The sequence below is a fragment of the Pseudomonas sp. LBUM1678 genome (assembly GCF_059695575.1).
On the sequence record NZ_CP166775.1, the window covers coordinates 5,573,294 to 5,589,939 of the forward strand.

The window sequence follows — 16,646 nt, forward strand, 5'->3', positions numbered from 1 at the left end:
GCCTGAAATTGCCACGATTCCGTGACGTGGTGTGAGTGCCGCAGCCGACACTTTCGGACGACCGACAACCATCTGGTTTGTCCGTGACCGTGAGGATTGCTGAATGCCTGATGAGAGTTTGCACCTGCCTGTGGTCAACACCCTGCTGGAGCGCCACAAGGGCTCTGTGGGTGCACTGTTGCCCATTCTTCATGATATTCAGGAGCGCATCGGTTACATCCCCGATGCGGCCGTCCCCGAGATTGCCCACGCCCTCAATCAGAGTCAGGCGGAGATTCGCGGGGTGATCAGTTTTTACCATGACTTCCGTACCGCGCCGCCCGCCAAGCATATTCTGCGTCTGTGCCGGGCTGAGTCCTGCAAAAGCCGTGGCGCCGAAGAGCTTGCTGCGCAGTTGCGTGAACGTCTGCAACTGGACGATCACGGCAGCAGCGCCGATGGCAGCATCAGTTTGCGTCCGGTGTATTGCCTCGGCGCTTGTGCCTGCTCGCCGGCTCTGGAGCTGGATGGCCGGGTGCATGCACGGCTCAGCGCTGAGCGTCTCGATGCCTTGCTCGCCGCTTGCCGGGAGGACGCATGATGCCGTCGCTCTATTTGCCCAGTGATTCGCTGGCCCGTGCCGTGGGTGCCGATGAGGTGGCGGTGGCGCTTATCACTGCGGCTCAGGAACGCAATCTACCGCTGGAGTTGCAGCGCACCAGTTCGCGCGGTCTGTATTGGCTGGAACCGCTGTTGGAAGTGGACAGCCCGCAAGGCCGGATCGGCTTCGGTCCGCTGACCGCTGCGGATGTGCCGTCCGTGCTCGAAGCGCTTCAAGGCGAGTCGTCCGCGCATCCACTGGCCTTGGGGCTGGTGGAAGAATTACCTTATCTGAAGACTCAACAACGTCTGATGTTCGCCCGCGCCGGCATTACCCGGCCGTTGTCGCTGGACGATTACCGGGCCCACGGCGGTTTCGAGGGTTTAACGAGGGCCGTGACCGTTGGCGGTGAGCAAACCGCAACAGAGGTATTCGATTCAGGCCTGCGTGGCCGTGGCGGCGCGGCGTTCCCGGCGGGGATCAAATGGCGCACGGTGCGCGCTACCGAAGCGGCGCAGAAATACATTGTGTGCAACGCCGACGAAGGCGACTCTGGCACCTTCGCCGACCGTATGTTGATGGAAGGCGACCCGTTCCTGCTGATCGAAGGCATGGCCATCGCCGGCATCACCGTCGGCGCCACCTTCGGCTACATCTATGTGCGCTCGGAATATCCAGACGCCGTTGCAATCCTGCGCCAAGCGCTGGACATCGCCCGGACCGCCGGTTACCTCGGCGCCAATGTCGGCGGCAGCGGTCTGGCCTTCGATATGGAAGTGCGAGTCGGTGCCGGCGCTTACATTTGCGGAGAGGAAACCGCGCTACTGGACTCGCTCGAAGGCAAGCGCGGGATCGTCCGCGCCAAGCCGCCGATACCTGCGTTGAAGGGGCTGTTCGGCCTGCCAACGCTGGTGCACAACGTACTGACCCTGGCTTCGGTGCCGCTGATTCTGGCCAAGGGCGCGCAGTTTTATCGCGATTACGGCATGGGCCGTTCACTGGGCACGATGCCCTTCCAGTTGGCGGGCAATATTCGCCACGGCGGACTGGTGGAACGGGCCTTTGGCCTGACCCTGCGCGAACTCGTGGAAGACTACGGCGGCGGGACCGCCAGTGGCCGGCCGCTGAAGGCCGCGCAAGTCGGCGGCCCACTCGGTACCTGGGTACCCCCATCGCAATTCGATACGCCGCTGGATTACGAGGCCTTCGCCGGCATCGGCGCGATGATCGGTCACGGCGGTGTGGTCGTGGCTGACGACACCTTGGACATGGCCCAAATGGCCCGTTTTGCCATGCAATTCTGCGCCGAGGAATCCTGTGGCAAATGCACGCCCTGCCGCATCGGCTCGACCCGGGGCGTGGAGGTCATAGACCGGATGCTGGCCGCGCCGGACCAGAGCGATCGCGATGCGCAAGCGATCATCCTCAAAGACCTGTGCGACACGATGCAATACGGTTCGCTGTGCGCCTTGGGCGGCATGGCCCCCTTTCCGGTCACCAGCGCCCTCAAGTACTTCCCCGCCGACTTCGGTCTGCAAGCCTCGGAGGCCGAGCAATGATTACTCTCTTCGACCCGAAAACCGATATCGATCTCGGCACTCCAGCCCGCGAAAGCCAGGTGCAAGTCACCCTGAACATCGACGGCCGCAGCATCAGCGTGCCCGAAGGCACTTCGGTGATGCGCGCCGCCGCGCTGATGGGCACCACCATTCCGAAACTGTGTGCCACCGACAGCCTGGAAGCCTTCGGCTCCTGCCGCATGTGCCTGGTGGAGATCGATGGCATGCGCGGCTACCCGGCGTCCTGCACCACGCCGGTCACTGAAGGCATGACCGTGCACACGCAGACGCCGAAACTCGCGACCCTGCGGCGCAATGTCATGGAGCTGTACATCTCCGATCACCCGCTGGATTGCCTGACCTGCTCGGCCAACGGCAACTGCGAGCTGCAAACCGTCGCCGGTCAGGTCGGCCTGCGGGAGGTGCGTTACGGCTATGAAGGCGACAACCATCTGGCCGACGTGAAGGACACCTCCAACCCCTACTTCGACTTCGACCCGAGCAAGTGCATCGTCTGCAACCGCTGCGTCCGCGCCTGCGAAGAAACCCAGGGCACCTTTGCCCTGACCATTACCGGGCGCGGTTTCGAATCCCGGGTCGCGGCCGCCGGTGGCGAGAACTTCCTCGACTCGGAATGCGTGTCCTGCGGCGCCTGTGTGCAAGCCTGCCCGACCGCGACCCTGATGGAAAAAAGCGTGGTCGAACTGGGTCAGCCCGAACGCAGCGTGATCACCACTTGTGCCTATTGCGGCGTGGGTTGCTCGTTCCGCGCCGAGATGAAAGGCGACAAGCTGGTGCGCATGGTTCCCGACAAAAACGGCCAAGCCAACCACGGACACTCCTGCGTCAAAGGGCGCTTTGCCTGGGGCTACGCGACCCACCCGGATCGCATCACCAAGCCGATGATCCGCAAACACATCAACGACCCGTGGCAGGAAGTCAGCTGGGATGAAGCGGTGACTTACGCCGCCAGCGAATTCCGTCGGTTGCAGCAAAAGTACGGTCGCGATTCCATTGGCGGCATCACCTCCAGTCGCTGCACCAACGAAGAAACCTACCTCGTACAAAAACTGGTGCGCGCCGCGTTCGGCAACAACAACGTCGACACCTGTGCGCGGGTCTGCCACTCGCCGACCGGCTATGGCTTGAAACAAACTTTGGGCGAGTCCGCCGGCACCCAGAGTTTCGACTCGGTGATGCAGGCCGACGTGATTCTGGTGATGGGCGCCAACCCCAGCGACGCCCACCCGGTGTTCGCTTCCCAACTCAAACGCCGTCTGCGGGAAGGTGCGCGGCTGATCGTCATCGACCCACGTCGCATCGATCTGGTGGACTCGGTGCATGCTCGCGCCGAACTGCACCTGGCCCTGCGTCCCGGTACCAACGTCGCCATGCTCAACGCATTGGCCCATGTGATCATCACCGAAGGCCTGCAAGACCAAGCCTTTATCGACGCCCGTTGCGAGGGTGTTGATTTCGCCCGCTGGAGTGAGCTCGTCAGCCGCGCGGAAAACTCGCCAGAAGTGCTTGGCGAGATCTGCGGCGTAGAACCTGCCGACATCCGCGCCGCCGCTCGTCTGTATGCCACCGGTGGCAACGCGGCGATCTATTACGGCCTTGGCGTCACCGAGCACAGCCAGGGCAGCACCGCGGTGATGGGCATCGCCAACCTGGCCATGGCCACCGGCAACATCGGCCGCGAAGGCGTGGGCGTGAACCCGCTGCGGGGGCAGAACAACGTTCAGGGCTCCTGCGATATGGGCTCCTTCCCCCACGAACTGCCCGGTTACCGGCACATCTCCAACGAAGTGGTACGGGCGCAGTTCGAGCAGGCGTGGAATGTCACGCTGCAACCTGATCCGGGCTTGCGCATCCCGAACATGTTCGAGGCAGCGCTGGGCGGCACTTTCAAAGGTTTGTATTGCCAGGGCGAAGACATCGCCCAGAGCGATCCGAATACCCAACACGTCACCGCAGCGCTGTCGGCCATGGAATGCGTGGTGGTGCAGGACATTTTCCTCAACGAAACCGCAAGGTTCGCGCATGTGTTCCTGCCGGGCAGTTCGTTCCTTGAAAAAGACGGCACTTTCACCAACGCCGAGCGGCGCATCTCCCGGGTTCGCAAGGTCATGGAGCCGCTGGGCGGCAAGGCCGACTGGGAAGGCACCGTGGCGTTGGCTAACGCGCTGGGCTACCCGATGCACTACTCGCATCCGTCGCAAATCATGGATGAAATCGCCAGCCTGACGCCGACCTTCACCAACGTCAGCTACGCCGAACTGGAGCGCCACGGCAGCCTGCAATGGCCGTGCAACGCCGCGGCACCGGACGGCACGCCGACCATGCACATCGAGGAATTCGTGCGCGGCAAGGGGCGCTTCATGCTCACCGGCTACGTGCCCACCGAGGAAAAGGTCAACAATCGCTATCCGCTGCTGCTGACCACCGGACGCATCCTCAGCCAGTACAACGTCGGCGCCCAGACCCGACGTACCGAAAACGTCGCTTGGCACGACGAAGACCGCCTGGAAATCCACCCGACCGACGCCGAAAGCCGTGGCATCAACGAAGGTGACTGGGTCGGCATCGGCAGCCGCGCCGGGCAGACCGTACTGCGTGCGCGGGTCACCGAACGGGTCGCCCCGGGCGTGGTGTACACTACGTTCCACTTCCCGGAATCGGGGGCCAACGTCATCACCACCGACAACTCCGACTGGGCCACCAACTGTCCGGAGTACAAGGTCACCGCCGTGGAAGTCAGTCGCGTCTACCACCCTTCCGAGTGGCAAAAACGCTACCAGGCCTTCAGCGACGAACAGGACCGTTTGCTCAAGGAACGCCGCCAGGCCCGTGGCGCTAAAGCGGAGGTGCGCCGATGAGTACTGAGAACCTGATCAAGATGGTCAATCAGATCGCCCTGTATTTCGCCACCGAACCGGACCAGCAAGCGGCCGTGCTCGGAGTGCGTAATCATCTGAAGATGTACTGGACGCCGGGCATGCGCAAGGAATTGCTGGCCTGGCAGACGGAGCATCAAGGGGCGGACTTGCACCCGTTGGCGCAGGCAGCGGTTAGTGGCGCGGGTTGGGAGGCGTAGGTTCACACAACCTCAAGATTGACCCAAAACCTGTGGGAGCGAGCCTGCTCGCGATAGCGTCAGTTCAGTCAACACTTATGCTGAATGGACTGCCCTCATCGCGAGCAGGCTCACTCCCACAGGGGTTGAGTGTTCAGAGTAAATGCTGAGAAATCAGCTTCGAGATCTCCACCATCGAAGTCCTGCCGGTGAATTCAAACTTCACCCTCCCCAACGAAGAAAAATAAATCTCCAGTTCGGAATCCAGATCAAACGTCCCTGACGTTTCCACCGAATACGCCACGATGTTTTTGTACGGCAACGAGGTGAAGTCTTTCTTGCTGCCAGTGAGGCCCTGCACGTTCACCGCGATGATCCGCTTGTTTGTAAACACCACCCCATCGCGCATGGATTTGTAGGAGTCGATTACCTGCTCCCCATCCAGAAGCAGCGAAGTAACGCGTTCGGCGTATTCATCGTTTTGCTTGAGTTTGAAGAAGCCTTTGTTGTTGAAATCAATCATCTGTCATTCCCTGTTTATCAAATGAACATCTAAGCCGGATGCACGGGCAAAACCACCAATGCCTCCAACCCGCCCTTCAACCGATTACGCAGTTTCAATTCCCCGCCATGCTCCAACATAATGGCCCGCGCCGCCGATAATCCTGACCCGACTCCCCCGGTACTTTTGTTACGAGATCCTTCCAGGCGAAAGAACGGCGCGAACACTTGTTCATGACTCGACTCAGGAATCCCCGGTCCACGATCCAGTACTTTGATCCACAGGTCCCCGGCAGCAGGAATCAGCTCAATCGCCGGCTCTCTTACGGACTTGATCGCGTTATCGAGCAGATTGGCCTCACCCGCTTAAGCCCCAACGGCCTCCCGAAATAACCTTTTGCTGCTTGATTGCCCCGCTCACTTCAACACCACGCCACTGATTTGCTATCGTGCGCGCCATCACCTCACCTCTTAGAACAATGGAAGCCATTGTTAACAAGGAAGAATCAATGGTCCTCTTCGCAATATTGGTGTTCCTGGCTGCGTCAGCGGGGATCTGGTTCTGGATAGTGAGGAACCGTGGCAGCTTCAATCTGTGGTTCGCCAACCTGGCAGGTGCTCTGGCCAGTTTGATTGTCGCCACGGTCGTGCTGGTGTTCGCGAGCCCCGTTGAGACAGAAGTACGACCCGCTGTCATTCTTTATACGATCATGTCGACCCTTGGCGCCTTCATCGGGACATGGCTCTTCATAGTCGCCAGGTTCAAGCAAGGTGAGTATCCGGTCGGGCGTCATTTGATAGCCGGAACGTGCAGTCTGGTAACGACGTTCCTGACGTTTGTGATATGCGCACTGATCTTTCATGACTAATGAGCACTGCCCAGCACTTCACTCTTCGACGGCACACCTTTAGCAGCAAGCCAGTGGCCATCAGATAATCCCGGGCGCTGGCTGCGCTATCATCGCGCGCTCTGTGCACCAAGAGTCTTGAACCTGCATGCCCATGTCTTCGCCATTCCCCGACAGCCATCACTCTCTGCCACCGGTCCTCGCCGGCCCGCTGTTGCGGCGTCTGGAGCCCACGCGTCTGGTGCTCTGGCTGGTGGGAACCCGGGCCTTGTCGCTGACCTTGCGCCTGCAAGGCGTCGGCGACATTCGCCTCGATGCCGGGCAATGCACGGTCATCCCGGTTGGCAAACATGCCTTCGTTCATCTGATTGATGTGCCGCTGACGACCGCCCTGCCCTGCGACACCCTGATCGACTATGACCTGCTGATTGATGACGCGGCGACCGGTATTGCCGACTGGGCACCTCATCTTTTGTACGGCGAAGCCCGTTGCCCGAACTTTGTGTTGCGTTCGCGCATCGACCAGTTGCTGCACGGTTCCTGCCGCAAACCTCACCACCCGGCAGCGGACGGTTTGCTGTGCGTCGATCGTTTTCTGGCGACGGAACATGCCGCGACAGACCGCCCGGCCCTGCTGATGATGAGCGGCGATCAGGTCTACGCCGACGATGTCGCCGGCCCGATGTTGCGGGCGATCCATGCTCTGATCGAGCAACTGGGGCTGTTCGAAGAACACCTCGAAGGGGCGGTGGTCAGCGACAGCGCCAAGCTCTACGAGCACCCCGCCAGTTACTACCATCGTGCGGATTTGTTACCGGCGCTTGAGAGCAACAAAACCTTGCGCGAGCGATTTTTCGGCGGGGCGCGTAAGCCGATTTTCACCAGCAGCAGCGCCGACAACCATCTGGTGACGTTCGCCGAAGTCATGGCCATGTACCTGCTGGTCTGGTCGCCGACACCCTGGACGCTGATCGCGCCACAGCCACCGACGCTGACGCCCGAAAGGCGCAAACGTTATGCCCTTGAACAAACGCGCATCGATGACTTCAAGGCGGGGCTGGGCGGTGTCGGGCGGGCGATGGCGCATCTGCCATGCCTGATGATTTTCGACGACCATGACATCACCGATGACTGGAATCTTTCCGCGCAATGGGAGGAAACGGCCTATGGCCATCCGTTCTCCAAGCGCATCATCGGCAATGCGTTGCTCGCCTACATGCTGTGCCAGGGTTGGGGCAACAACCCGGATGCGTTCGGCGCTGTCCTGGAAAAAGCCTGTGTACTGAGTGCCACGGGGCACGATCATTATCTCGACAGCGACGTCCAGGACGACCTGATCGATGAACTGCTCGTCTTTCAACACTGGCATTACGTGCTGCCCACCACCCCGGCGCTGGTGGTCATCGACACCCGCACCCGGCGCTGGCGCAGCGAGATGAACCTCAAGCAACCCTCAGGTCTGCTGGACTGGGAAGCGCTCAGCGAACTGCAACAGGAACTGCTGGATCATCCGTCGGCGATCATCGTTTCGCCGGCGCCGATCTTCGGCGTCAAACTGATCGAAACCGTACAAAAAGTGTTCAGCTGGTGCGGTTATCCACTGCTGGTCGACGCGGAAAACTGGATGGCCCATCGCGGCGCGGCCCAGGTCATCCTGAACATTTTCCGACACTCGCGTACGCCCGGTAACTACGTGGTGCTGTCAGGTGATGTGCATTATTCCTTCGTCTACGAAGTCCTGATCCGACACCGCAAGGCCGGCCCGCGAATCTGGCAGATCACCAGCAGCGGCATCAAAAACGAGTTCCCGCCCTCGCTGCTCGAATGGTTCGACCGCCTCAACCGCTGGCTCTACTCACCGCGTTCGCCGCTCAACTGGCTGACTAAACGCCGACGCATGCGCATCATCCCGCACACCCCTGAGCATGCTGAAGCAGGTGAACGGTTGTGGAATTCGGCAGGGATCGGTCAGGTGTTCTTCAATGAGAAAGGACAACCCCAGGAAATTTATCAGCACAACTCAAACGGTGCGCCCAAGACGCGGATGGTTGCGCCTGAGAATGACGACTGAAAGTGTGAGTCACCATGAACCTCACCCGAACCCTGATCATCGGCAACTCTGGCTCAGGCAAAAGTTGGCTGGCTAAACGCTTGGCCGAACAACTTCACGTACCGTGGACCGATCTTGATCAGGTTCACTGGACGTCAGACGAATGCAGCATCGCCCGACCTCGCGCCGAAGCATTGGGCATGGCGCGAGTGCTGGCCGATGAAGAGTGCTGGGTGATCGAAGGTGTTTACGGCTGGATCGTCAGCGAAGTTATCCACCGCGCAACAGCGCTTGTCTGGCTGTGTGTTGACGACGAAAACTGCGTCGCCAATATTCGCCAGCGAGAAAACAGACCCGACAACGACGGGTTGCTGATGGCGTTGCTGGAATGGGCTGGCAGTTATCGTTTTCGCGAAGACTCCAGTGGGCTATCTGCGCACCGGCAACTGTTTGAAGGGTTCGGTGGTTCAAAGATCAAACTTATGGATCGAAGTGAAATCTCGGCCTTCGTGAACACCCTTCCCGACTCATCCCACAGCGTTTAACAAGGATTTGTATGTTTGCACGGAGCAAGTTAGTCCCCGAACTGATGGTCACCGACATCAAGAAAAGCCTGCATTTCTGGATATCATTAGTCGGTTTCAAGATCGCCTACGAGCGTCCGGAAGCGGGTTTTGCCTACCTCGATAAAAACGGCGTGCAGATCATGCTGGAGCAATACGCTCCGGACGAAGGCCAGTGGATGACGGGTGCTTTGGAAGCGCCGTTCGGCCGGGGCATCAACTTTCAGATCACTGTCGATTTTGTCGAGCCGATACTCAAGCGATTGGCCGAAGTTGAATGGCCGTTGTTTCGTTCCTGCGCCGACGTCTGGTATCGCGCCGATGCGGTGGAAGTCGGGCAACGTGAATTTCTGGTGCAGGATCCGGATGGGTATCTGGTTCGGTTGGTGGAAAGTTTGGGAGAGCGGGCGTGGTTGCCAGATTGTTGAGGTCGCAACGCAAAAATCTGTTGTGTGACGCATGATCGTTCCCACGCTCTGCGTGGGAATGCAGCCCCGGACGCTCCGCGTCCCAAAAGCGGACGCAGAGCGTCCATTGAGGCATTCCCACGCAGAGCGTAGGAACGATCACTCTCCTAGGCGGTGGTTAGCGCCCGACAAACCCCTCTGACAATCATCTCCACTTCCCGCTCATCAATCGTCAGCGGTGGCAGCAGGCGAATGGTCTTGCCGCGTGTCACGTTGATCAGCAAGCCGTGATCCCGTGCGGCGATCAGGGTCAGGTCGCGGATCGGTTGCTTGAGTTCGATGCCGATCATCAAGCCTTGGCCACGAATTGCCAGGATGTTCGGGTCGTCCGCCAGTTCGGCACGCAATCTGGCCAGCAGACGTTCGCCCTGCAGTCTGGCGTTTTCCAGCAGGCCCTGTTCTTCGATGATGTCCAGCACCGTGCAGCCGACACGACACGCCAGCGGATTGCCGCCGAAGGTGCTGCCGTGGCTGCCGGGGGTGAACAGCTCGGCAGCTTTGCCCCGGGCCAGGCAGGCGCCGATGGGGATGCCGTTGCCGAGGCCTTTGGCCAGGGTCATGACGTCCGGGACGATGCCTTCGTGCTGGAAGGCAAACCACTGCCCGGTACGACCGATGCCGGTCTGGATTTCATCGAGCATCATCAGCCAGGCGCGCCGGTTGCACAGTTCGCGCACGGCTTTCAGGTAACCGGGAGGCGCCAACTGGACGCCGCTTTCACCCTGAATCGGCTCCATCAAAATTGCCACGATGCGTGAGCCATGGGCTTGCTGCACCTTTTCCAGCGCGTTGAGGTCACCGAATGGCACTTTGACGAAGTCGCCGGGCAACTCGTTGAATCCCAAACGCACGGCCGGGCCATCGCTGGCGGACAAGGTGCCCAACGTCCGGCCGTGGAAGGCGTTTTCCATGACCACCACCAACGGCTGCTCGACGCCTTTGTGCCAACCGTAAAGCCGCGCGAGTTTCAGCGCGGTTTCATTCGCTTCGGCACCGGAGTTGTTGAAGAACGCCCGCTCCATGCCCGCCAACTTCGTCAGTTTCTGCGCCAACCGCTGTTGCCAGTCAATGCTGTAGAGGTTGGAGGTGTGCAACAGCAGCCCGGCCTGCTCGCTGATCGCCGACACGATTTTGGGATGAGAGTGGCCGACATTGGTCACCGCCACGCCCGCCACCGCATCCAGATACTCACGACCCGCCTGATCCCAAAGTCGAGTGCCAAGGCCTCTGCTGAAACTCAGGGCCAGAGGTTGGTAAGTGGTCATCAGGCAGGCGGCGGTCATGACATCAAGCTCCATCAATTGTCGGTGTTTTTGCAGTATGGTTAGCCACCTGAGATGGATAAACGCTGTAACACTTCAATCATCTTAAAGCTGAGCTTGATAATGGATTTATTCCTGGCAATGACGGTTTACGTCAAAGTGGTAGAAGCCGGCAGCATGACTGCGGCCGCGCAGCAGTGCGAAATGTCCACGACCATGGTCGGCAATCACCTTCGCGCGCTGGAGCAACGCCTGGGTGTGCGCTTGTTGAACCGTACGACACGGCGCCAGCGACTGACAGAATTCGGCTCTGCCTATTACCAGCGATGTCTGGAGGTGCTGGGCTTGGTGGCCGATTCCGAACGTTTGGCTGAACAGAGCCAGGACACGCCGAGCGGGATCTTGCGCATCACTGCCCCACTGACCTTTGGCACTGAAAAGCTCGCGCCAGCGCTCAGCGAGTTCACCCTGCGCTACTCGCAAGTCAAACTGGACGTGGTGCTCACCAATGGGCGGCCCGATCTTCTCGAGAACGGCCTCGACGTGGCGTTTCGCTTGGGCGCTATAGAACCGTCCAACCTGATCGCCCGTCCGCTCATCGACTACACGCTGACCATGTGCGCCTCGAAGGACTATCTGGCGCGCCGAGGCACACCGGAAAAACCCGAAGACCTGCAACATCACGACTGCTTGTCCTTTGCCTATCCGGTCGGCGATGACTGGCAATCCGTGGAAAAACAATGGCGCCTGAGCGGGCCGGAAGGCGAAGTGATGGTGGCCGTCAGAGGCCCGATGCTGATCAACAGTTCGGCCGGGCTGCATCAGGCCGCTCGAACCGGGATGGGCGTCGTGATGTTGCCCGACGCGTTGGTCGAGCAGGATTTGCTGAACGGAAATCTGGTGGCGTTGATGCAGAACTATCAACTGCCGAGCCGGCCGATGCACCTGGTGTACGCCCAGGATCGCTACCGCTTGCCGAAATTACGTCGCTTCGTCGACTTCGCCATGCAGTTGTGGGCCAAGCACTAGCCGCGGCAATACGCCATGCACTAATCTCCCCGATTGACGGGTCACTTTGATATCAGTGCAGCAGGGAGAGCGGTGATGGGTGAAGCATCGAATATCGAGCCGTTGAAATTCAATGTGTCGGATTTGAACGAAGACATGTTGCACACCATTCTGGAACTGGTCAGTGACGGCATTTGGGACTGGAACGCCAACACCGGGTTCGTCTACCGCAATCCCGGGTGGTACGAAATGCTCGGCTACGAAGTTCACTCCCTGGACAACACCGTGTTTACCTGGGAAAACGTGATTCACCCCGACGATTACCCTCGGGTGATGACGGTGTTTGATGATTACCTGAATCAACGCGCGCCGGGCTATCAAGCCGAGTATCGCTGCCGCAAGCAGGACGGCAGTTATACCTGGATCGAAGATCGCGGCTACGTGCTGGCGCGCAATGTCGACGGATCGGTGGCGCGGATGGTCGGCGCGCACCGCAGTATTGAAGACAAGAAACGCCTCTTCGAGGAGATGGAACGGCGCAATCAGTCCCTTGAAGCCATCGTAGAAGAACGCACCCGTGAGTTGTCGCGGGTCAATCAGCAGCTGCAAATTCAACTGGAAGAAAACCGCAAACTGGCGGAAACCGATGCACTGACATCGATCGCCAATCGCTATCGCCTGGAAAAAGCCCTGCCCCAGGAATGCGACCGTGCCCAGCGCTTTCGGCAGCCACTGTCACTGATCGCCATGGACATCGATGACTTCAAGAACATAAACGATTACTACGGCCATGCTTTGGGAGATGCGGCGTTGATTCAGGTCGTCGAGAGTGTGGAACGCAGCGTGCGCGAAGGCGATCTATTGGCGCGCTGGGGCGGCGACGAGTTTATCCTCATCCTGCCCAATACCTCGCTGACCAACGCCAGATCCATCGCCGAAAAAATCCGCCATGGCCTGTCGAGCCTGCCGCCTGTGGGAGAGTTTCAGGTGACCATGAGTTTTGGCGTGGTCCAGCGCTTTGAAGAAGAGCAACAGACCGGTCTTCTGGCGAGGGCGGATCAGGCGCTGTATCGGTCGAAGATCGCGGGCAAGAATGTGATTTCGGGATGAATGACCTCCTGCATGTCCGCGATGTACTGCCTTCGGAAGTGGAATCCGTACGGCTTTTTCTTGAGCAGAACGGATGGGCGCACCGCCTGGGATCAACTGAACATTTTGCGCAATTGATCGCCAACTCCCAACGTACTGCGCTTGCCGTGAAAGACGCCCACATCGTCGGGTTTGCTCGAGGCATCACCGACGGCCTGTCCAACGGTTATCTGTCGATGGTGGTCGTGTCCGGGCAACATCGGCGAGAGGGCGTTGGTCGAGCGCTGGTCGAGCATGTCATGGGCGAGAACACTGACATCACCTGGGTGCTGCGTGCGGGCCGCGAAGGCGCTTCGGAATTCTTCTCGCGCCTGGGCTTTGAAACGTCGAGCATCGCGATGGAGCGCCCACGCAGTCGGTAGCCAAATCGCCCTTCACATCCCCGCCTTCACCAGCACCGGTTTCTCCTGATACCGATCCGGGTATAGCTGCTTCAGTTGCGCCACTTTCGGCAGGTCGTTGATCACAATGTATGGATACGTCGGGTGCTCAGTCAGGAAGTCCTGATGCTCCTCCTCCGCCGGGTAGAAACCATTGTAGGTTTCCAGCTTGGTCACGATGGGCTTGTTGAACGAACGGGCGGCGTCGAGCTGGGCAATATAGGCCTGGGCGACGCGCTGCTGTTCAGCGTTCGCAGGGAAAATCGCCGACCGATACTGCGTGCCGCTGTCAGGGCCCTGGCGGTTCAACTCTGTGGGATTGTGAGCCACTGAGAAATAGATCTGCAGCAAGGTGCCGTAACTGACCTGCGACGGATCGAAAGTAACCTCGACCGATTCCGCATGACCGGTGTCGCCACCGCTGACACGCTCATATCGGGCGGTGTTCGCTTCACCGCCGGCGTAACCGGAGACGGCTTTTTTCACGCCTTTAACGTGCTGGAACACCCCTTGGACGCCCCAGAAGCAACCGCCGGCGAAGACCGCGGTTTCACTGTGGGCCTGGGTGGTTTCATCCAGGGCCGGCGGTGGGATGATGACGGCGCCTTCAGCAGCACCGAAAGAGAACGCCGAGCATTGGCCGATGACGCCGGCAGCCACCAAACCCAATAAGGTACGGCGCCAGGTAAAGGGGGTTTTCATGAGTCTGACTCCTGAACAAATGAAAGGGCTATCAACCAAACGTAAACGCATACGCCGACACACCCGGATCGAGAAACTCGATGCTGAAAGTCCGGTCCGTCACGCCGCCGTTCTGGCGTACCAATTGATACAGCCGTTGCTCGGTGACACTGCCGCTGCCGTCAGGCGCCACGTCGGTACCGTGGGCATCGCCGGGGGCTTTTCCGTCAATCAGCACTTTGAAGCGCACCGTTTTACCGTCTGCGCCGGGGCCCAGCACCAGGTGCAAATCGCGAGCGTGGAAGCGGTAGACGATGCGGCTGGCCGGCGCACTTGAGGTCGCGCGCTCCGAACCGACGTTCCATTGACCGTCCAGCCCCCAATCGTTGAGCGCCAATTGCGGCGGCGTGCTGTAAGCCGACACTTTGTCTGGCACCAAACCTGTTTCAGGCACGAAGTGCTCCGCACGCTGGTAGCCAACATAGGTTTCCGGCGACTGGACTTCACTCATGTCTGGAGCGAGTTGAACCCCTGTGGCGTCGGCATTGATCAGCCCGTCCGCGACCTTTGTGGCGCCCGCTTCACGCAGCAACTGCTGGATGACGCGTTCCGATTCGGCGTACTCGCCTTCACCGAAGTGGTGATAACGGATGCGCCCCTGCGCGTCGGCAAAATAGTGGGCTGGCCAGTATTCGTTGTTGAAAGCTCGCCAGATCTTGTAGTCGTTGTCGATCGCCACCGGATAGTTGATGCCCAGGTCCTTCATGGCTTTGGTGACATTGCCCACATCACGCTCGAAGGCGAATTCGGGTGCATGAACGCCGATTACCACCAGGCCCTGATCGCGGTACTTCTCGGCCCAGGCTTTTACATACGGCAAGGTGCGCAGGCAGTTGATGCAGGAGTAAGTCCAGAAATCCACCAGCACGACTTTGCCCTTCAACGCCTGTGCCGTCAGAGGGGGTGAATTGAGCCATTGCACGGCGCCGTCCAGCGACGGGAGGTTGCCCTCGATCGGCAATGCGCCCGGCGCTTTTGCCGACATTTTCATCGCCCCGCCAGCGGCCATCATCGCCCCGCTGTTGTTTGGCGACTTACCGGCCAACCGACCTACCAACGCCTGCTCGATGCCGCCAGTGGAAGCTGTCGAAACCCGCGCCAGAATCCCGGTGTCCAGCCCAAGGGTAATGGCCGCCACACCGGCCAACATCGCCGCGCCCAAACCTCGGCGTACCCACTCGCCGGCGCCAATCGAGCGCTTCATTGCTGCGAAGACTTTACCGCCCAGCAACAACGCCACGGCGAGGGAAGTGGCGGCACCCGCGGCGTAAGCCAGCAACAGCAACGTGGTTGCGATGCTTGCCCCTTGCAGCGCCGCTCCGGTCAGCAACAGACCCAGAATCGGCCCGGCGCAAGGCGCCCAGAGCAGCCCCGTGGCGACGCCGATCAGGAACGAAGCGCCGGGACGCGGACGAGCATCGGCACCCGCGGCTTCCGACAGTCGGCTGCCGGCCGCCACCAACGGACGCGTCAGGCGCTCGGCCAATCGAGGCAGCAGCAACGTCAGCCCGAACAGTGCCACGAACAGCAACGCGAGCCAGCGACCGTACTGATTGACTTGCACCACCCAGCCGCCGCCCACCGCCGCCAACGAGGCGACGAGCGCGAAGGTCAGTGCCATCCCCGTCAGCAGCGGCAAGCCACTTTTCATAAACGGCTGCCCGGTGCGAGCGAAGACAAACGGCAATACCGGCAGAATGCACGGGCTGACAATCGTCAGCACACCACCGAGATAAGCGAGAACCAGAAGCCACATAGCATCGACCTGCAAGAAGTGAGTGAAAGGAAGTGCCCATGGATCACGCTGCCTGGGGCTCGAAGGTCATCGCCAGACCGTTCATGCAGTAACGCAGGCCGGTGGGTTTGGGCCCGTCGTCGAAGACATGGCCCAGGTGACCACCACAGCGGCGGCAGTGGACTTCCTCGCGCAGCACGCCGAAGGATCGGTCCTGGCGAGTCGCCACCGCCTTCTCCAGTGGTGCCCAGAAGCTGGGCCAACCGGTGCGGCTATCGAACTTCGTGTAGGAAGAGAACAGCGGCAGATCACAACCGGCACAGGCGAAGGTCCCCTCGCGATGCTCGTTGTTCAGCGGGCTGCTGTAGGCGCGCTCGGTGCCCTCTTCCCGCAGGATTTCGTACTGCTCGGCGCTGAGCATGGCGCGCCATTCGCTGTCACTGTGAGTCACCTCGAACACCTCCGACGCACTGGCTTCGCTGACCAGCGCAGTACGGGCGGCAAATTTTGGCAACACACCGATCACCAGGGCTGCAGCGCCCAGCCCGCCGCTCGCTACAAGAAACTGTCGCCGTGAAAACATGGCCTTCTCCAAAATTCCAGATGCCTGATATGGAACACAGCCTAGGCTTGGGTTGATCGCCAAATCCTCACGGGCAGTTAAACAATTCGTGATAACTCGCCCCGAGGAAAACCCGCACAATGTGCCCATTGCGCTACAAAGGAT

At 60.1% G+C, this 16,646-nt stretch carries 16 protein-coding genes and 1 pseudogene; 11 read left to right on the forward strand and 6 right to left on the reverse strand.

Going from position 1 to position 16,646, the window contains the following annotated elements:
• Positions 1–103: 103 nt before the first annotated feature.
• The 4 genes from ACA070_RS25280 to ACA070_RS25295 are packed head-to-tail and all read left to right on the forward strand — an operon-like array spanning position 104 to position 5,236.
• Positions 104–580, forward strand: coding sequence for a formate dehydrogenase subunit gamma (locus ACA070_RS25280; RefSeq protein WP_497448789.1), 477 nt, complete (start codon positions 104–106; stop codon positions 578–580).
• A complete protein-coding gene (locus ACA070_RS25285) occupies positions 577–2,139 on the forward strand; it encodes a formate dehydrogenase beta subunit (protein WP_497448790.1) in 1,563 nt (520 codons plus the stop codon). The genes ACA070_RS25280 and ACA070_RS25285 overlap by 4 nt, the downstream gene beginning before the upstream one ends.
• Positions 2,136–5,018, forward strand: coding sequence for a formate dehydrogenase subunit alpha (gene fdhF, locus ACA070_RS25290; protein ID WP_497448791.1), 2,883 nt, complete (start codon positions 2,136–2,138; stop codon positions 5,016–5,018). Before ACA070_RS25285 ends, fdhF begins: the two co-directional genes overlap by 4 nt.
• Complete coding sequence (locus ACA070_RS25295; RefSeq protein ID WP_497448792.1) at positions 5,015–5,236, forward strand: formate dehydrogenase subunit delta; 222 nt, start codon at positions 5,015–5,017, stop codon at positions 5,234–5,236. The genes fdhF and ACA070_RS25295 overlap by 4 nt, the downstream gene beginning before the upstream one ends.
• Positions 5,237–5,369: 133 nt before the next feature.
• On the opposite strand, the gene ACA070_RS25300 is transcribed toward ACA070_RS25295, so the two are convergent.
• Together ACA070_RS25300 and ACA070_RS25305 are read right to left on the reverse strand one after the other, a co-directional pair.
• A complete protein-coding gene (locus tag ACA070_RS25300; RefSeq protein WP_497448793.1) occupies positions 5,370–5,738 on the reverse strand; it encodes a PH domain-containing protein in 369 nt (122 codons plus the stop codon).
• 29 nt (positions 5,739–5,767) lie between these two features.
• Positions 5,768–6,108 (reverse strand): annotated as a pseudogene (locus ACA070_RS25305) (sensor histidine kinase); the annotation flags it as partial.
• A 57-nt stretch (positions 6,109–6,165) separates the two neighbouring features.
• Between ACA070_RS25305 and ACA070_RS25310 the strand changes: the two are divergent.
• From ACA070_RS25310 to ACA070_RS25325, 4 genes are all read left to right on the forward strand, one after another.
• A complete protein-coding gene (locus tag ACA070_RS25310; RefSeq protein ID WP_497448794.1) occupies positions 6,166–6,585 on the forward strand; it encodes a hypothetical protein in 420 nt (139 codons plus the stop codon).
• Positions 6,586–6,712: 127 nt separating this feature from the next.
• Positions 6,713–8,635 carry an alkaline phosphatase D family protein gene (locus tag ACA070_RS25315; RefSeq protein ID WP_497448795.1) on the forward strand — a complete coding sequence of 641 codons (1,923 nt, stop codon included), beginning with the start codon at positions 6,713–6,715 and terminating at the stop codon, positions 8,633–8,635.
• A gap of 14 nt (positions 8,636–8,649) precedes the next feature.
• Complete coding sequence (locus ACA070_RS25320) at positions 8,650–9,159, forward strand: P-loop NTPase family protein (RefSeq protein WP_497448796.1); 510 nt, start codon at positions 8,650–8,652, stop codon at positions 9,157–9,159.
• Between the two features lie 11 nt (positions 9,160–9,170).
• Positions 9,171–9,605, forward strand: coding sequence for a bleomycin resistance protein (locus ACA070_RS25325; protein WP_497448797.1), 435 nt, complete (start codon positions 9,171–9,173; stop codon positions 9,603–9,605).
• Between the two features lie 146 nt (positions 9,606–9,751).
• On the opposite strand, the gene ACA070_RS25330 is transcribed toward ACA070_RS25325, so the two are convergent.
• Positions 9,752–10,927 carry an aspartate aminotransferase family protein gene (locus ACA070_RS25330; RefSeq protein ID WP_497448798.1) on the reverse strand — a complete coding sequence of 392 codons (1,176 nt, stop codon included), beginning with the start codon at positions 10,925–10,927 and terminating at the stop codon, positions 9,752–9,754.
• Between the two features lie 102 nt (positions 10,928–11,029).
• On the opposite strand from ACA070_RS25330, the gene ACA070_RS25335 reads away from it, so the two are divergent.
• The 3 genes from ACA070_RS25335 (at position 11,030) to ACA070_RS25345 (ending at position 13,425) form a co-directional block, all read left to right on the forward strand.
• Complete coding sequence (locus tag ACA070_RS25335; RefSeq protein WP_497448799.1) at positions 11,030–11,935, forward strand: LysR family transcriptional regulator; 906 nt, start codon at positions 11,030–11,032, stop codon at positions 11,933–11,935.
• Positions 11,936–12,010: 75 nt separating this feature from the next.
• Complete coding sequence (locus ACA070_RS25340; protein ID WP_497448800.1) at positions 12,011–13,024, forward strand: sensor domain-containing diguanylate cyclase; 1,014 nt, start codon at positions 12,011–12,013, stop codon at positions 13,022–13,024.
• Entirely contained in the window at positions 13,021–13,425 is a 405-nt protein-coding gene (locus ACA070_RS25345) for a GNAT family N-acetyltransferase (protein WP_497448801.1), read from the forward strand. Before ACA070_RS25340 ends, ACA070_RS25345 begins: the two co-directional genes overlap by 4 nt.
• A gap of 12 nt (positions 13,426–13,437) precedes the next feature.
• Here ACA070_RS25345 and msrA read toward each other — a convergent pair whose 3' ends face one another.
• From msrA to msrB, 3 genes are read right to left on the reverse strand one after another with little or no spacing between them, the layout of a single operon-like run.
• A complete protein-coding gene (gene msrA / locus ACA070_RS25350; protein ID WP_497448802.1) occupies positions 13,438–14,145 on the reverse strand; it encodes a peptide-methionine (S)-S-oxide reductase MsrA in 708 nt (235 codons plus the stop codon).
• A gap of 31 nt (positions 14,146–14,176) precedes the next feature.
• Positions 14,177–15,940, reverse strand: a complete 1,764-nt coding sequence (locus ACA070_RS25355) for a cytochrome c biogenesis protein DipZ (protein ID WP_497448803.1) — start codon at positions 15,938–15,940, stop codon at positions 14,177–14,179.
• A 43-nt stretch (positions 15,941–15,983) separates the two neighbouring features.
• Positions 15,984–16,502, reverse strand: a complete 519-nt coding sequence (gene msrB / locus ACA070_RS25360; protein WP_497448804.1) for a peptide-methionine (R)-S-oxide reductase MsrB — start codon at positions 16,500–16,502, stop codon at positions 15,984–15,986.
• Positions 16,503–16,646 lie beyond the last annotated feature (144 nt).

Bases quoted from the DNA above. Each gene is read 5' to 3' on its own strand.
- fdhF (WP_497448791.1), top strand. From the start codon at position 2,136: ATGATTACTCTCTTCGACCCGAAAACCGATATCGATCTCGGCACTCCA.
- ACA070_RS25335 (WP_497448799.1), top strand. From the start codon at position 11,030: ATGGATTTATTCCTGGCAATGACGGTTTACGTCAAAGTGGTAGAAGCC.
- ACA070_RS25295 (WP_497448792.1), top strand. From the start codon at position 5,015: ATGAGTACTGAGAACCTGATCAAGATGGTCAATCAGATCGCCCTGTAT.
- msrA (WP_497448802.1), bottom strand. From the start codon at position 14,145: ATGAAAACCCCCTTTACCTGGCGCCGTACCTTATTGGGTTTGGTGGCT.
- ACA070_RS25280 (WP_497448789.1), top strand. From the start codon at position 104: ATGCCTGATGAGAGTTTGCACCTGCCTGTGGTCAACACCCTGCTGGAG.
- ACA070_RS25315 (WP_497448795.1), top strand. From the start codon at position 6,713: ATGCCCATGTCTTCGCCATTCCCCGACAGCCATCACTCTCTGCCACCG.
- ACA070_RS25340 (WP_497448800.1), top strand. From the start codon at position 12,011: ATGGGTGAAGCATCGAATATCGAGCCGTTGAAATTCAATGTGTCGGAT.
- ACA070_RS25320 (WP_497448796.1), top strand. From the start codon at position 8,650: ATGAACCTCACCCGAACCCTGATCATCGGCAACTCTGGCTCAGGCAAA.
- ACA070_RS25300 (WP_497448793.1), bottom strand. From the start codon at position 5,738: ATGATTGATTTCAACAACAAAGGCTTCTTCAAACTCAAGCAAAACGAT.
- ACA070_RS25330 (WP_497448798.1), bottom strand. From the start codon at position 10,927: ATGACCGCCGCCTGCCTGATGACCACTTACCAACCTCTGGCCCTGAGT.
- ACA070_RS25345 (WP_497448801.1), top strand. From the start codon at position 13,021: ATGAATGACCTCCTGCATGTCCGCGATGTACTGCCTTCGGAAGTGGAA.
- ACA070_RS25285 (WP_497448790.1), top strand. From the start codon at position 577: ATGATGCCGTCGCTCTATTTGCCCAGTGATTCGCTGGCCCGTGCCGTG.
- msrB (WP_497448804.1), bottom strand. From the start codon at position 16,502: ATGTTTTCACGGCGACAGTTTCTTGTAGCGAGCGGCGGGCTGGGCGCT.
- ACA070_RS25325 (WP_497448797.1), top strand. From the start codon at position 9,171: ATGTTTGCACGGAGCAAGTTAGTCCCCGAACTGATGGTCACCGACATC.
- ACA070_RS25355 (WP_497448803.1), bottom strand. From the start codon at position 15,940: ATGTGGCTTCTGGTTCTCGCTTATCTCGGTGGTGTGCTGACGATTGTC.